Genomic DNA, 15,633 nt, shown 5'->3' with positions numbered 1-15,633 from the left:
ACAGATCCCAGTGGGTTTTGTCCGGCCAACGATTGATTAAGGAATATTGAGTTATCAATCAGAGTATATCAATTACAAGGTGCTTATCCTAGATGGTCTATTTCTTTTCAATAATGCCACGCTCCTTTATGGGTAAAAATCGATCAATGTGTGAAGACACGTAGTTTAGCCACCCCGGTTTGAGTGACAAGCACCTTGGGAACTACTGATGGAAACAGGATAGATAAATCTGCGGATACAGAAACCCGTACAGTGTTGTCTCCCCCACTGACCTGAATCCCTGTAACAAAGGCATGTACCCCCTTAGCGGATAAGCTGGCTGTATTTGACGTCACATAAGCCTGAGCGTTCCCCCAGGTTCTTGAAGTAGGGACAAGACTTCCGGTATCTTGAAAAACTTGCTGATTGATCTCAGCGGAAGCGGCAACTGCTGCTGCATCCGCTGCTTTTGCCACTTCTGAAATGGCATAAAAATACCGTCCGAGTTCAATAGCCAATGCCAGGGCAGGTATCATCACCAACCCAATGAATACCGCCCAGAAAGTCATTGAATAGCCACGTCGATCTCGCCACAGCATATTACCAGCCTTCTTGCCGAAATGTTGAATCAGCACGGACAGTAAACGTCTGCCCTGGCAAACCTGGAAACAGGCTGGTCAGAGGAGCCATAAAGTTGGGTACACTGCCGCTGACTTGAATCTTTAAAATGCTGCCGGCACTTCCTCCAGGAGCCAAGACACTGACCGAAGTATTTTCCAGAATCCCTGCCTGGGCGATTGCGTCTCTTGCTCCACTCATGGCATAACAGGCTGGACATTGCTGCGCCACACTTCCCATGCGCGCACCATGCCTGGCAGCGGCTTGCACTGCCTGTTGGGCATAGACTAACATCCCCAGGTTAACAATCGCCAACATTACCATGATCGCAATTGGAGTTGTAATTGCAGCCTCAAGCAATTCCATCCCACGAGTGTCTTTAATAAACCTCATAATCCTCCTTGAGGAATAATTGATCTGCCAGTTTATGGAACATCCCCGAAGGGAGCATTGCTGGCAGACCATTGATTTGACTATATTTTTCCAGCAATATCAGTCACGATGGCAGCGATATTTTGACCCAGCAACCGATATGCACCATAAGCCACCAGAACAACCACTGCAATGATCAATGCGACCTCAGTCGACTCAATTCCCCGGTTATCATTTAGGAAACGCAATGCCAATCACCTCCTTCCTTCTTTAGAAATATGGATAGAGAACGAACAACAATGTCCCACAAAAAATTGATACGACAAAAGGAATTTCCCTCTTTTTCTGAAGGCTCGCGATTACGCCCTGCACTCCACCGACAACTGTTATCGGGATCAGAAAAATTGGATTTCCAAGAACCAGGGCAGCAGTAATGATCAACTTGACATCCGCACCTCCCAAAACACCAAATTCCCAAAGTACCCACACGACAAGGATAAGAAGGCAAATCAACGCCGCTGAAGGTTGAAAAATTGCAGAAAATACGGACAACGTGAGGGCGAATGCCAGACGTTTTTCTCGGGGGTTGAAATCTGATACGTGTGTCAATGCAATCATCAACAATACTGGAGCCCATAAGCCGTTGAAAAGGGCATACAAACCTGCACCAACCATCCCGCCAACGGTTAATGGTGTGGGGACCTGGTGGTTGCGGAGATCGTAGACCATACAGGCAAAAAACAGGGTTAAAACGGCGAAAGTAGCGATCAGAAGGCGCTCCTATCCATTCTGCATCAGTGCAAGTGCTTAAAAATTAAAGCTGGACTCACTTCTGCGCCCAGAAGGTTCTGTCCAGCCAACGATTAATCAAAGATTGTCTATTAATAATTATATTGCTGAAAAAGCGTTATCCAAGATGGCCATAGAAAGTTTAGGAAGATACCAGAACCACCCCAACTATATTTTTGTGAGAAATTAATGGATGTCATTTCCATGTATTGCTGTCAATATACACCCGCCTGAAATATGCGATTTCAAACATTTCCGATAGGTCTCTCTACACCTCAGTTTGTGTAAATATCAACTTATAAAGGAATGCTCACGCGTAAAGAACAGAAGGGCAAAATTACTGAAAACAACTTTCTATTCTTTGGTTAGTATAATGCGTAGATAGATATTAAATCATTTTGAAAATCCTCCACCCCAACATTTTTCATTTTCAGGGATATTAATAGTGAGGGCTCTCAACTTCAGAATGCAAGGAGTATTAATGGATGAAGCAAAAGCTATCACCCAACTCAAGGCGGGAGACATCGGTGGGTTGCAGATGCTTGTGGAAATGTACCAAATAGATGCGATCCAAGCGGCATGTCTTATTACTGGCGACCGAGTGATAGCCGAGGATATCGTACAAACGGCGTTTCTTCGAGCCTTTGATAAGATCAAAGGGTTCGATGAGACACGCCCATTTCGTCCCTGGTTTCTCCGGATCGTGATCAATGATTCGATAAAGGCGTCAAGCCAGCAAAGCCGTAATGTTGCATTGAGTGATGATGGGGACGAGAATTATGCGTTTGTGTTACGAAAATTGGCCGAAAATATTCGAGAGCCTGAGAGTTCTATCGAGCAGGAAGAACTGGTAAGTGAAATGCGACAGGCCATTATCCAGCTCTCGCCGACCCAAAAGGCAGCGATAGTGATGCACTATTTTCTAAATCTGAGTACCGTGGACTCTGCCAGTCAGCTAAATTGTTCGCCTGGCACAATACGATGGCATTTGAGTGTGGCACGGAAAAGACTGCGAAACCTGCTTGCCCCGTTCAAATGATAATGAAAGGAGAAAAGTAAATGAAGAATGTAAATCACTCTCACTGGATTATACAAAAGATTGCTGATGAGCAATCTCCAAGAAAAACCATTAACCTGTGGCCACAGATTGAGTCGCGCCTTGGTTCAAGATCGAATGAACACCAAAATGAAGTCACAACAAGAAACTTGAAAGGAGGGTTCTCTATGAGAAAAGCTTTTCTTTACGCAACTTTATTGCTGGTACTTGTAGCTGTTGCAACTACAGCGTTTATTCCCACCGTTCGAGCTCAAGTAGTTGATTGGATTAATGACCAAATAACTGTATTCTCTTTTTTGACCCCTCATAGCAAGGTGCAAGTGGGCTTGTTCAGTGACGGCTCTTTGGGATTTACCCCACTATACCCGAACTATCTGCCATATGGGGATTGGGTAATGGTCCCCGATTCTTACACAGATGAGGTTACAAATCTTGATACATTAAAACTCACCATCAACAAAGACGACCAATTTGTAATTCTAAATGAGCGAAAGACGTTATTGGGCGAAACTCTACCCCTAGGCAGGGAAATTAAAGTAAATGATCTACCCGCAGTTTTATTCACCGGATTGTCAGGAGAAGTGGATGCAAGAATCCCTTTGGCCAAGGATGGCGGAGTTCAGCCTGAGCCTAATGGGCAAGTTTACCTCAATCCGATCCAATATACTGACGGCGTTCGGTTGACCTGGCAGATCGGAGAGATCCGGCTGGAAATTCTCTCCAATCTCACTCTAAAGCAAGTGCTGAAAATTGCCTCCTCACTGCAGAATGTCGAAGCTCAACCAGCACAAATGACAACTGTCGAGCCATAACGTTCCTCACTGAAAAAGAGAAATCTTCACCCAAGCGAGGTTGTTTACATTGTTTTGGACAACCTCGCATTATTGTGAATCAAGATGGGCGAATTGCGTGAACGGTGAGGGGTTAAGAATCTACTTCGGGTTATTCCAAACCAAGCCACTGAAAAAACTCCCTTAGATAAAGCTACACCTCCCACATATCCTCAAAAACGGCTACTGAAAGCCGAGGAAGTTGCGAAATACCTAAGAATAAGTAAATCCGGTGCTTATCGGTTGATGCAAACTGGTGAAATTCCAGTTGTGAGAATTGGTAAAGTAGTCCGCGTAAGAGAGGAAGACATCGAAAGTTTTGTATTGAACACAAAAGCATAATCCAGGCATTGCGGATTAACCTAAAAAGGTTATCCCTACTTTCAAGATTAATACAGAGGCTAACAATATCGGCAATCCCGGTAATCGATGAAGCTTGATTTTCTGTTCCCGTATCATTGAAACCAATCCTGTAGCAATCACAACGATAAAGTGAATAACCAAAAACGATACAATAAATGACATCCCTGGCCAGATTAGACAAACTGTAATTGCACTCACTGCATCCGCGCCACCCCACCACTTCAATTCCCAGGCAGCCCAAAAACCGATAATCGCTACAGAAGATGAATGTTGCGGACATCCGGCATCTACTCAACGCACGAGTACCTTATTATTCTATGACATGGCCAGCATACGCTTGCTGGTCCTCCACAATATAATTCAAGAAATGAGCCTTTGTTACTTTCGGACTATTTCCCCGATATACTAATACGATGATGCAAACATTGCCCGATGATGATGCTCTTGTAGAAAATGCCCGGCACGATCCAGATGCTTTTGCCGCTCTTTACCGGCGTTATTTAACACCGGTCTATCGCTATTTGCTCATACGCCTGGGGAATTCTCAAGATGCTGAGGATATCACCTCCAGAGTGTTCACTGAAGCTCTGGAAGGACTTATCCATCAGCGATACCGTGAAGGTGGAAATTTCGCGGCCTGGTTATTTACCATTGCAAGGCGCAGGCTGATCGATTTGTATCGTCAGCGCCCCGCTGTCTCACTTGAAGAAGCTGCTCTCCTTGACCCGGATCCATTCGATCAGATTCAATTTTCTGATAACAAAACTCGTCTTAAAGAATTACTTTCAGAGTTGGATGAAGATAAACAAGAGCTGATGCGCCTGCGCTTTGCCGGTGGACTAAGTTTCGCGGAAATAGCTGCACTAGATGGTAAGAGCGAAGCTGCGGTCAAAATGATGGTCCACCGCACGATCCACTGGCTGCGTGAGAATTGGGAGGCGAAAAATGTCTGACTTAGATTGGGCACTTCCGCCGGAACTGGACGCTGCAATTACCGAGTATTATGCCACTCTCGAACCATCGTCCTCTTTTGCAGCCCGCCTGGAACAAGAATTGCGCCAGCGCCAGGGTGAATTGCTTCAACACAAAACCAAACCCCGATTCCATTTTTTGTGGAGTGATAGGAGAGAAATCATGCAAACTTTACGAGCTCGCCCCATCTTTGCGTTGATCGTGGTACTTATTGCCTTATCCTTGCTAACTGGAGTGGTGTATGCGCTTGGCAGGTTAACCGGATTTATCCCCGGCTTTGGTTTTACTTCAGATATCCGGTCGGTCTATCTACTGTCAGAACCGGTTGATGCTATTAGCGGGGGTGTAACACTGAGCGTAGATCAGGCGGTAAGTGACGAGAGTAAGTTGTGGGTAAATCTGACCGTAACGGGGTTACCTGAAGAACAGGATTTTTCTCAGGCTTTTGTTTTCTTGCCAAACGGTGAAAAAATATCCTTCCAAATGAGCAGCGGCATGGCAGTTGATTCAAATGGTGCACACTTGACTTACGTCTTTCCACCATTGCCTACTGCTACAAGTGATCTGGTTTTGTTTGTTGAAAACCTGGGTGGCCAGAATTTTAGCGTGCCTATGCAATTGCGCCTGGCAAAACCAGGTGAAATCCTTCCATCTGAGCCGGAACAGTCAGAGCAATTGAGAAGCGAAACCCATGATGGGGTTACCCTGGTTCTGGACCATATCGCCCCGGCCAGCAACAAAACTGTATTTCAAGTTTCTCTACACTTCGATCAACCCGGCATGTCACTCAACAACGATTGGAATGTTGTCCTGACAGATCAAAATGGCGCAATATATCCGGCCATCGATATCACTCCCGATACGATGGATGGAAATGCCAAGATATTCCAAACCTCACCCTTCTCCGGTAATGAGCAGTTAACGGTTTCATTGAATGTTTTTCCCACCGCGAAGGAATTGCCTGTGTCAATTGACTTCTCGATGGATGACGCCAATGGTTTTCTGTTCGACCCCGGGCCAGATCCGGCGGTCGGACAAATCTGGACACTGGACGATGTGATCCAAATTGGTGGTTTCACGCTGCGGGCTGCCAGGGCGAGTCTCGTATCAACCACGGAGCTGCTGTTTGAATTTGAGCCAGCTGAAAACCTGACGGGTGTCATGTTGTACACTCCAGATCCCTTGGTGCGCGGCGCTGGTGGTGGTATCCCACTGGCAAACGGGGGAATTTCGGCTGGAATGAGATTTGAGAAAATCCCATCACAACCGTTTGAAGTGCAGGTGACGCGTGCATACTATACGGCTCACGGTTCTTGGGAGATCCAATGGCAGCCCTCACCTGCGCCCCAGGGGGCAGCAGTGCAACCTACTGTAACATCTGCCCCAACCCAACCACCCTATGCCACCCCAACCTTTGCTTCAACGAATCCGGTTTTGCTCGAAGTCCAGATGCTGGCCCAGCAGTTCGATGCACCTTTCCAGGAAGGCCCGGCATGGATTCATGTGGTGACGGAGAGAACATCGATTCCTCGTTCTGGTCAAACGTATCCCCTGCCTTATTTAATCAGCGAACAATGGATCGAGACGGATGCCAACGGCTACGTTATCCGCAGCGTTTGGATGGATAAGGATGCAAATGGAAATACAATCCAGTTGACAGCAACGATCGGCGATTATTCGGTCAACTTCACGACCGGTGATGCGGGTTTCAATAATGGTCAGCCTTACCGTTTTTCTGCAGACATACTTACACGTGACCTGGAGCGTGCAGTACAATATGGTGGCTCCTTTACACGCGAGGAAATAGCCTGTGACGATGGCCAAGCCTGCATTGTCATCACATCAGTAGAATCCTTTTCACAGCCCACCCTGCTTGCAGGCGAAGCGCAAGCATTTGTCGGATCTGGCAATAAGGTATGGATCGACCTGGCTACAGGCCAACAAATCCAATTCCAGGCATTCTGGCGGTTGGAGGATGGAACGAACAGAGTAGAATCCACCGAACGCTATTTGCTAATAGAAAAAGTTTCTTTCCCACCACAGGAAATCTTAGATGTCGTGGCCAAAGTGATAGTACCTTGAAACCTTGTTGTCCTCAAGCAAGTTTCACCTTCAAGAGCTGAAAGACCCCTTGTTCTTCGCTCACAGCCAATTTTATAAAAGCCCAAGGCGGTTGATGGTCTTTTTGAAGGTGATAAGGTTGTCCGTATTAATCTACTAACAGGCTGAACGAAGGCTGCGCCAGGTACTCAAGGTAAACAATTCAACCTTTCCTGATCTAAAGCGGAATCCTCTCAAGCACCAATCATTTGGTGTGTCTTTCTGTCATATGTAGATTGGACCTCCTGTTGTTACATCAAAATGGGCGATTAAACCAGAGTCACCTCCTCAACTTCCGTTCTGGCCAACAACTAGTAACCCAGCTGAGGGTCGAGATATCCAATTTTGTTATCTTTTCAGGTTTCAAGGCGCTGGAGGTAAGGTCATCTAAAACCTATCTTTACACTCGCGGCATGAATTGTCACATTGCTCTCCCTTCCAGCGACTTACTTAATGTAGCTACAATACAATCAAATGGATCGATCCTGAAAAGGAACATCAATGAATGAAACCAAAGCCCTTAAAAAGGAATCCCTTGCCTTGATGATGAACGAAGCCGAAGGAACCCACCAGACGATAACAGCGGACTTTACTGAGCTTTATCGTAGGAATGCAACCAATGTCTTCTATTATCTCTACAGTCGCGTGCGCAACGTAGCAGATGCGGAAGACCTGACCTCACTGACGTTTGTGACCGCGCTTGAAAACCTGTCCGGGCTGCGCGACCCGCGGAAATTCACGCCCTGGGTTTTTACCATCGCCCGCAATAAGGCCTTCGACTATTTCCGCCAATCTCAGCGCCGCCCTATGGCGGACTTTGACGAAGAACTGGAATCAGCAAAAGCTGTGGAAGTGACACTGTCCCAAACAGACCAGGACCGTCTGTGCGACCTGGAAAGCCTGATATCCCGGCTCAGCCCGCTCGAGCAGGAGTACCTGCGCCTGCGCATTGTAGCAGACCTTCCCTTCGCCGAGATTGCCTCAATCCTGAGCGAGCCTGAGACCCGCATCAAAAAGAAATATTACCGGCTCCTGGAGCGCCTGCAAGCCCAGGTGGAGAATTAACATGAACAACCTCAATTCTTTTGAGAAAGAAATCAAGCAAACCTACCGACTGCCGGAGGCCAACCCGGCCTACTTCAAGCAACTCGAAGCCAAACTACAGGCTAAGCAGCCCCATCCTGAAGTGAGCGCCAGGCCCGCCTTTCACTTTGCCCGCGGCTGGGCATACGCTATGGCCGCCTTTCTTTTAATCGGAGTCATGGTTCTTGCCATCGGCCCTTCGAAGGTTCTGGCGCAGATACAAGCTGTTTTCGGATTTGTGCCAAATGTCGGGCTTGTGGACACCAGTTCACCCTTCAGGCAACTGGCTGAACCGGTGAGTGATACGAGAGATGGAGTTACCCTTGACATCCAATCTGCTTTCCTGAGCGCTGACCAAACAATCATCACCTACACTATGTCCGACCTGCCCGTTGAAATTAAACATGCCAAATTTGGCGATCCAGAGTGCTTCACACCTGCTTATCTGACCCTGCCGGATGGCAGCAGAGTTGAAGCATCGGGAAGCAGCAGCGGCCTCACGCCGGACGGGTCATACGCCAATAATATTCGCTTCAGCGACACGGTCCCGACGAACTTCAACCAGGCTACTCTGGTCTTTCCCTGTCTGGAAGGAACAGCTCGGGGCAAGGGACCTGAAGACTGGCAGTTCGCTCTTACCTTCAAGCCAGCACCTGAGAACCTCGCGGTTTACCCGGCCACGCTCATGCCGTCTCAGGCTCAGGTCGAAAACCCTGCGTCGACCAAGGTGGAACCTGCCGCGCAACCTCAGGTCGAATCCAGAACACCTGCCATGCCGGCGATGATGGTCGATGGAGACCGCCAAGAGGAGATGGTCGTCCTTGCCATGGTCGAACAACCAGATGCCTACTGGGTGACCTGGGCTTACCCCGGTAAACGCGATAACGATATTCAGATCAATGGCGAACTCTATGCCGTACCCTTCAATCCTGTCCTTTACGATGCGAACGGCGCGGAACTGCAAGAGCCAGACCATGAAACCCAACTTGAACTTTGGAAATATGAAGAGAGCCTGCGCAGCCAGCTTTCAGGTCAAGACCAACTGAAATACCTGGGCTCGATGTACACGTTTGCCGTACCGAAATCGGGTGTTGCTTTCCCTGTTTATGCCAAGCAAAACGTTTATGAACGTTCCTTCCCCGAAAAAGAGGCTTATGCTGAGATTGAATTTGATGGAAGCAAGGTACAAACCTCAGACAATCCAGTTGAGATCAACCAGGAAATCCAGCTCGGTTCAGTCAAATTCACATTGAGTGCCGTCGAGAAGAACCCGTATGGCGGTTACTCCTTCCTCTTCGATGGCGCCGAAGGGAAAGTCGTCCAATGCCAGGCCGGCCTGGTTGGGTACAAAACCAACATGGGCGGTGGCAGCAGTTTCAACCCGGGTGACCCTTTCCACTTCTACCAGGCAGAAATGTACTCGCAAATTCCGACCGGCATGCTAACCGTGCGCGTTTCTCAGCCGGCAGTCCTTGGCGACCTGATCAGTTTCATCGGCTCCTGGTCGCCTGGAAAGTAACTGCTTTACGAGAAACCAGGTAATTATGAAAAAGCGTTGGATATGATCCAACGCTTTTTTCCATCGCTCTATCCCAAACGCGCATGCGCGTGGCAATTTTTCCCGCAATGAGGAACTGGAACCACTTCGTCAAAATTATGCATCCCATCGTGCCCAAGATAAGTGACATCATAGAGAGAACATTTCATATTGTAGGTTTATTTTTCATGAAGGTCGTTTAAACCTTCCCTTGCGGTATTTCGTCTTGTTAATGTACAGTAAAGGATCATGGAGAAAAGCGTGAAAATTTCTATTCATCAACTGACGAAGAACTATCGCAAGTTTCGGGCGCTCGACAGCATTTCACTGCACATCCCTGGAGGTATGTTCGGTCTCCTAGGACCAAACGGCGCCGGGAAGACGACCTTGCTGCGCATCCTGACCACCCTACTCGCGCCTACCAGTGGCCAAGTAAGGATTGGGGAGTTCGACGTGGTGCAAAATCCGGGAGCAGTGCGGCAGCGCTTAGGTTACCTCCCCCAGGATTTTGGCTTCTATCGCAGCCTTACTGCATTCGAGATGCTGGACTACATCGGCGCGATGAAAAACGTCCCCGCCAGCCTGCGGAAGGAACAGGTCATGAAAACGCTCACGGAAGTCAACCTGCTCGAAGAAGCGCGGCGAAAAGTCGGGACCTTTTCTGGCGGGATGCGCCAGCGGTTAGGGATCGCCCAGGCCTTGTTGGGAAATCCCGAACTCATCGTGGTCGACGAGCCGACCGCCGGGCTAGACCCGGAGGAACGCATTCGATTCCGCAATCTGCTCTCCCGCCTGGCGCAGGATCGCACCGTATTGCTATCGACCCACATCGTCGCCGACATCGAAGCCAGCTGCACCGGGCTGGCGGTGTTGTATCAGGGCAAACTGGTCTTCAACGGCACGCCCGAAGCATTGATAGACCAGGCCAAAGGAGCCGTATGGCAGGTGGATGTTCCATTAGATGCGTGGCCAAAATTGGAAGTAAAATATCCTGTTTTATCCTCCCGAATGCTGAACAGACACATGCAGGCCCGGCTATTGGCAATCCACTCCCCGTTCAATGGCGCACAACCCATCGAACCTGGCCTGGAAGACGGTTATATGGCTGTCATCAAGTCGACCCTGGTCCAGAAAGAGGTCCACTATGGGTAGCTTGACTCTCAACCGTTTATGGACTGCCTTCCGGACAGAATTTCGTCTGCTGGCTGGGAATTGGATGTATCTCTCGCTGCATGTTTTATGGGCTGCACTTGTCTTGATGTTCCTTGGCCATGACAATCGCTCCGCGCAGGGGCTGCTTGAAACGACTTTGGGACGAACTGCCATCGGGCTGATATCACTAGTGAGCCTTTTTCTGGCAGCGATCAGCTCCTCACGCTCGAATCGGATGAAATTCCACGAACTTGAGGATTCATTTCCCACCGGGTTTGAGGTGATTTTCGGTCGTTGGTTGGCAGGTCTGCTTGCGTTGGTGGTCTTCCTGGTAGAGCCAATCGCATTCGCCGCAACCCAGGGTCCGCTCACGTCGCTGCTGGCAGAACTGCCTACTTATTTAGGGGAGGCTGGGCTGACCTTCGCGGTTGCCAGTGCATTTGCCTGGGCGCTGATGTCCTGGTCCAGACCCGGCCGCTGGGCTTACCCGCTCCTGGCAGCCGGGTGGCTTGGCTTTCTGCTTGGCCCAACCATCCTGGCAGACCGTTTCCCTTTCGCCAGCCTGCTCAACTTCATGCGCCAGGGAGTGAGCTTTTATTCAGAATTATGGGGGCGGTTATTGTACGGTGATCAACCTTTCTGGTTTAACCTGTTTTACATCGGGCTGCTGCTGTTGTTCCTGGCAATTTTGATGATAAGCCTATCGTCTCGCCGTTTTTACCGATCTTCTTTGGTGGGCAGCGTCCTGCTGATTATTGCGCTTACTTTGGCAGGATGGAGCGGTATGCGGTATGGTTCCGGCGTTCAAGCCGCCCAGATCTCGAATACATTCGAGACCCTATCAATTGAGACCAACTCTTTCACTGTCACCGATTACCAACTGATCCTCGATCTGAAAGATGCCCAACCGGCACACTTCACCGCGGAATTAACGGCGGTTAATCAAAGCTCGGATCCACTCGATACATTACCCTTCCGCCTCAATCCTGTTCTGACTGTCACGGATGCCAGTTTACCGGTTGAACGCAGGAACGAATTGGTAATTGTTCACCTGTCCCAGCCGGTTGGTCCTGGCGAAACCCTTTCTTTTTCCATTAATTATCAGGGCATGCTGCGCGTCGAGAGTATTTCTGATGGGGTAGTGGAAGCCAGCGATTTTATCGACCCACGCGGTGTGCGCCTGACCCCCACAGCGAACTGGTATCCGGTTCCGATTCTTTCGGGCCCGAACATGAAATACACCCAACATGATCCGGCGCACATCCGTTTGACGGTAATCAACAGCGGCAGCCTTCCCTTTGCTGCCAACCTGCCTGCTGTGGGAGAGAATACCTTCGAAGCAAATTCTGCCAGCTGGGTCTTCCTGATTGGCTCCCCCCGCCTGGTCGTTGAGCAGGTGGGCGATATCACCTTGATAACATCCCGGGCAGATCTGGAGCAAGCGCGCGGGTTGGCCAGCGTTTTTGAAGATCCCCTGCGGAAAATTACTCCGTTCTTTCCTGACGCAAAGGTTCAAGGACTGATCTTGATGGTGCTGGGTGAAGAAGGCGGTTTGCCCGGAAGGACACCGCCCGCAGCCGGATACCCCTTGGTAGTCACGCCGCGTTACTCGCCGGCAAATATGAGTGCAACCCTCTCTTCGTCTCGGCAGTTTGTCATCAAAACGTTGCTCACCGACCTATGGAGCTTAAGCGACGGCAAATTGGATCCCGAATATGGTGGACCGATTACCAGTCTGGAGCGCGCCTTTCAGGCCGTTGTCGGTTTCCTGGACATCTATGTTCGAGAGGATGGCAATCCAGAACGCATGCAGGCTCTGATCCAATCTGACGCACAAATGCAAGGAGGCGTAGATGAAGATCGGCTGGCGCTTCTGGAAATCTATCGCCAAAGCGGCCAGGAGGCTGTAAAAAATGTACTGAATCAGATGTACCAGAAGCCGGACGAACTCCGGGGTCTGCCGTATGAGGCTCTGCCCCAGTGGATCCGCTCGGCAGGCGGTATGCGATGAGAACGAAGTCGCCTTTGTATTACGAAACGCGTTTGGTGGCAGGTTTGGCCGGGCTGCTGCCGTGTCTTGGGCTACCGGCTTTTGCTGTTCTTTCCCGGCTGTTGTGGGGCCGCTTCGATACGGAGATGCCCCTCCCGATGATAGTCAACGCCTTCGAGATCATCCTCCCCTTGGCAGCCGGGCAATCTGCTGCCCATTTGATGACTATCGAAACTGAGGAAGGCTTCGCTGAGCTGCGACGATCGTATCCAGAATCCCGGCTGCGTTTACCACTTCTACGGAGCGGCGCAGCGCTGGCATTTCTTTTCCTGGCGCTGACGCTGGGTGCATTCGCCTTTCTCTTTTTGTGGGGTACCTCTAATGTTTTCGTAGCTGTCTTGCCAGCACTTGCGCCATCCCTGTTTATGACCGGCCTGTCGCTGCTCGTCGGGGGATTGTCACGCTCTTATTGGGCAGCAGCCGGTACGGTGTTGGTCTATTGGTTCCTCGAGCTGCAAACACGGGGAAAAATCAGTGGCGCGCTATTCCTTTTTGCGACCGTTTGGAACTGGAGGGAGGTAAGTTATCCCCTCAACCGGTCGCTCCTCACCGGGTTGGGGTTTGCGTTCATCGTGATCAATGCTGCATGGTATGCTTATCTGAATGGCGGTTCAATTCGGAGGAGTTTACTTGGAGAGCGATGAGCAATTGTATATCCGGGTGCGGGGGGGAGACCGTACAGCGCTTGCCGGATTGGTCGAGCGCTATCATGGACCGCTCTTGAAATTCCTCTCCCGAATGACCGGCCAAACTCAGTCCGCAGAAGATATGGTACAGGACACGTTTATCCGCATACTGACTTGCCGTGGTGTTCCACCGGAGCACTTCCGGCCATGGATTTACCAGATCGCTCGTAACCTGGCTCGTGATTATTTCCGTTCCGCTGCCTTCCGCCGGGAGACATTTTATCTGCCGGACGAAGATCAAGGGGACGATTGGATGGCCGCACCTGTTGAAACCGAAAGCCTGGCGCTGCAATCCTCTGACTGCGTGCAGGTCAACGCCTTGTTACAGTGTTTACCAGCGCGTCAACGCGAGGTGATCTTACTTCGTTTTTACCAGGAGTTTTCTCTGGAAGAAATTTCCACGATAACCGGCGCGCCCCTCGGCACAGTCAAAAGTAGATTGTTCCACGGGCTGCGGCGCGCCAGGATGATCCTGGAGCAGGAAGAGGTGGGACAAGATGAATAACCCTGTTGACCGATTGACTGATGGTTTGGACGAAACCCAACGCCAAGCATTGGGAGATCTAAATGCTCTGGCGCATTTTCTAGAAACCGATCTAGGGACTGAGCCTGAAACAGCAGGGAGAGATCACCTGCTGACCGTACTGGAACAGTATTTACCTGGCTCTCCTGCTATAAAACGCCGACAATGGACGAACTGGCTGCGCCTAGCCCACAGCCAATCCGTTCTGTTCGAGAAATCCTTCTGGCTGGCCGGTCTGCTGGTGCTGCTTCTTGGGCTGTCCTTGTCTGTCATCGATGGTCGAGACCTACTTCCGCTAGTATTCATAGTGGTTGCACCTCTGCTGGCCGCTGTTGGCGTCGCCTATGTGTTCCGTCCTGAGACACGCACTTTAGGGGAATTAGAGCGCCTCACAGCCACCGGTGCCGCTGAGTTGCTCTATACTCGTCTGGCGCTGGTACTGGCTTTCAACCTGCTGATCTCGCTGCTGCTGCTCTTGCTGATCTGGTTAGAAGGTCCGCAGGTAGTTCTATGGCGGCTGACGTTGATCTGGCTAGGCCCGATGCTAGCTTTGACTGGGCTGGCCTTCTACGCGACGATCCGTTGGAACTCATTGGTAGGGGCCATCCTTCCGCTGGGCTTGTGGGGATGCTTAATCCTCCTTGGCTGGAGCGAGGCCGTGGCCCGGGCAACTGAGGGAATGACTCCGGCCTTTTGGCTGCTACTCATCATTAGCCGATCTGACCCGCTACTAATTGGCGCGAGCCTGGCCTGCCTGGTTGGTCTGGGGCTACTAGGCCTTGCCGGGCGGACTGCACCTGGTGGGGAGAAATCGTGGAGCTGAGGATTCGGGAGTTATCGAAATCTTACGGCACACAGGTGGCGCTGCGGAACGTAAACCTGGACTTCCAGCCCGGCACAATTGCTTTGCTCGGTCCGAACGGCTCAGGGAAAACCACGCTTCTGCGCTGCCTAGCCTCACTGACCAGGCCGGATCACGGCCAGCTTTGGTTCGACGGAATCCCATATCGGCGTAATCTCAAGCTCCTGAGGAGCCAGTGCGGTTACCTGCCGCAAGAGTTGGATTTCCCCCACAATTTGACGCCCAGGCAGCTCCTGGAATATCTTGGGACGCTGAAGAATATCTCTGAGTCTGGCCAGGTAGACTATTTGCTTTCCGCCTTAGGATTGAAATCCGTGGCCGACCGACCCTTTGGAAGACTATCCGGGGGGCAAATCCGCCTGACCGGGATCGCGCAGGCCTTCCTCGGAAAGCCGTCTCTGTTGTTGCTAGACGAATTGACGCGCGGATTGGACGTAGAAGAACGCGAACGTGTCTTTGCGTTGGCTCGCAAATCGTCATCAGGTCGTCTGATCGTGTTCAGCACCCACGATCCGCCTGATGTTGAACGTTTCACAGAACAAGCTATTGTTTTACAACAAGGCCGGGTAATTTTCTCTGGAAAAACAGAAGATCTTCATCACCACATTCCGGGATACCATTTCTAACAGCCACCACTGTCGCGGGGCATCAGCGATTAGC

The 15,633-nt window shown here is 50.4% G+C and carries 17 protein-coding genes; 13 read left to right on the top strand and 4 right to left on the bottom strand.

The features are described from left to right. Positions 1–143: 143 nt before the first annotated feature. From ADN01_RS02050 to ADN01_RS02040, 4 genes are all read right to left on the bottom strand, one after another. Entirely contained in the window at positions 144–614 is a 471-nt protein-coding gene (locus tag ADN01_RS02050) for a pilus assembly protein TadG-related protein (RefSeq protein ID WP_147239118.1), read from the bottom strand. Further along, positions 580–990 (bottom strand): TadE/TadG family type IV pilus assembly protein, encoded by a 411-nt coding sequence (locus tag ADN01_RS02045; RefSeq protein WP_062419278.1) that lies wholly within the window; start codon positions 988–990, stop codon positions 580–582. The genes ADN01_RS02050 and ADN01_RS02045 overlap by 35 nt, the downstream gene beginning before the upstream one ends. 80 nt (positions 991–1,070) lie before the next feature. Then, entirely contained in the window at positions 1,071–1,223 is a 153-nt protein-coding gene (locus ADN01_RS19555; protein WP_160318360.1) for a Flp family type IVb pilin, read from the bottom strand. Between the two features lie 16 nt (positions 1,224–1,239). Next, positions 1,240–1,698: a hypothetical protein gene (locus ADN01_RS02040; RefSeq protein WP_147239117.1), complete on the bottom strand. Its 459-nt coding sequence runs from the start codon at positions 1,696–1,698 to the stop codon at positions 1,240–1,242. Between the two features lie 541 nt (positions 1,699–2,239). On the opposite strand from ADN01_RS02040, the gene ADN01_RS02035 reads away from it, so the two are divergent. The 13 genes from ADN01_RS02035 to ADN01_RS01975 all read left to right on the top strand — a co-directional run bounded on the left by ADN01_RS02035 (position 2,240) and on the right by ADN01_RS01975 (position 15,599). Next, on the top strand, positions 2,240–2,797 hold the full coding sequence (locus ADN01_RS02035) for an RNA polymerase sigma factor (RefSeq protein ID WP_062419276.1): 558 nt from the start codon (positions 2,240–2,242) through the stop codon (positions 2,795–2,797). A 20-nt stretch (positions 2,798–2,817) separates the two neighbouring features. Then, positions 2,818–3,627: a hypothetical protein gene (locus tag ADN01_RS02030; protein ID WP_147239115.1), complete on the top strand. Its 810-nt coding sequence runs from the start codon at positions 2,818–2,820 to the stop codon at positions 3,625–3,627. A 132-nt stretch (positions 3,628–3,759) separates the two neighbouring features. Continuing rightward, positions 3,760–3,987 (top strand): helix-turn-helix domain-containing protein, encoded by a 228-nt coding sequence (locus ADN01_RS20305; protein WP_082142909.1) that lies wholly within the window; start codon positions 3,760–3,762, stop codon positions 3,985–3,987. A gap of 434 nt (positions 3,988–4,421) precedes the next feature. Next, complete coding sequence (locus ADN01_RS02020; RefSeq protein WP_082142908.1) at positions 4,422–4,961, top strand: RNA polymerase sigma factor; 540 nt, start codon at positions 4,422–4,424, stop codon at positions 4,959–4,961. Beyond that, positions 4,954–7,062 (top strand): DUF4179 domain-containing protein, encoded by a 2,109-nt coding sequence (locus ADN01_RS02015; RefSeq protein ID WP_062419273.1) that lies wholly within the window; start codon positions 4,954–4,956, stop codon positions 7,060–7,062. The genes ADN01_RS02020 and ADN01_RS02015 overlap by 8 nt, the downstream gene beginning before the upstream one ends. A gap of 519 nt (positions 7,063–7,581) precedes the next feature. Beyond that, on the top strand, positions 7,582–8,145 hold the full coding sequence (locus ADN01_RS02010; protein ID WP_062419272.1) for an RNA polymerase sigma factor: 564 nt from the start codon (positions 7,582–7,584) through the stop codon (positions 8,143–8,145). A gap of 1 nt (position 8,146) precedes the next feature. Then, positions 8,147–9,682: a DUF4179 domain-containing protein gene (locus tag ADN01_RS02005; protein ID WP_062419271.1), complete on the top strand. Its 1,536-nt coding sequence runs from the start codon at positions 8,147–8,149 to the stop codon at positions 9,680–9,682. Between the two features lie 267 nt (positions 9,683–9,949). Beyond that, positions 9,950–10,852 (top strand): ABC transporter ATP-binding protein, encoded by a 903-nt coding sequence (locus tag ADN01_RS02000; RefSeq protein WP_062419270.1) that lies wholly within the window; start codon positions 9,950–9,952, stop codon positions 10,850–10,852. Next, positions 10,845–12,863: a hypothetical protein gene (locus ADN01_RS01995; protein ID WP_062419269.1), complete on the top strand. Its 2,019-nt coding sequence runs from the start codon at positions 10,845–10,847 to the stop codon at positions 12,861–12,863. The genes ADN01_RS02000 and ADN01_RS01995 overlap by 8 nt, the downstream gene beginning before the upstream one ends. Continuing rightward, complete coding sequence (locus ADN01_RS01990; protein ID WP_062419268.1) at positions 12,860–13,546, top strand: hypothetical protein; 687 nt, start codon at positions 12,860–12,862, stop codon at positions 13,544–13,546. The genes ADN01_RS01995 and ADN01_RS01990 overlap by 4 nt, the downstream gene beginning before the upstream one ends. After that, positions 13,533–14,093 carry an RNA polymerase sigma factor gene (locus ADN01_RS01985; RefSeq protein ID WP_062419267.1) on the top strand — a complete coding sequence of 187 codons (561 nt, stop codon included), beginning with the start codon at positions 13,533–13,535 and terminating at the stop codon, positions 14,091–14,093. The genes ADN01_RS01990 and ADN01_RS01985 overlap by 14 nt, the downstream gene beginning before the upstream one ends. Then, the gene (locus ADN01_RS01980) at positions 14,086–14,934 is read left to right on the top strand and encodes a hypothetical protein (RefSeq protein WP_062419266.1); all 849 of its coding nucleotides are present in this window, start codon (positions 14,086–14,088) and stop codon (positions 14,932–14,934) included. Before ADN01_RS01985 ends, ADN01_RS01980 begins: the two co-directional genes overlap by 8 nt. Further along, complete coding sequence (locus ADN01_RS01975; protein WP_062419265.1) at positions 14,925–15,599, top strand: ABC transporter ATP-binding protein; 675 nt, start codon at positions 14,925–14,927, stop codon at positions 15,597–15,599. Before ADN01_RS01980 ends, ADN01_RS01975 begins: the two co-directional genes overlap by 10 nt. The last annotated feature ends 34 nt before the right edge of the window (positions 15,600–15,633 follow it).

This window comes from Levilinea saccharolytica (genome assembly GCF_001306035.1).
Lineage (GTDB): Bacteria > Chloroflexota > Anaerolineae > Anaerolineales > Anaerolineaceae > Levilinea > Levilinea saccharolytica.
This window is presented reverse-complemented; position numbering and strand designations above follow the sequence as displayed.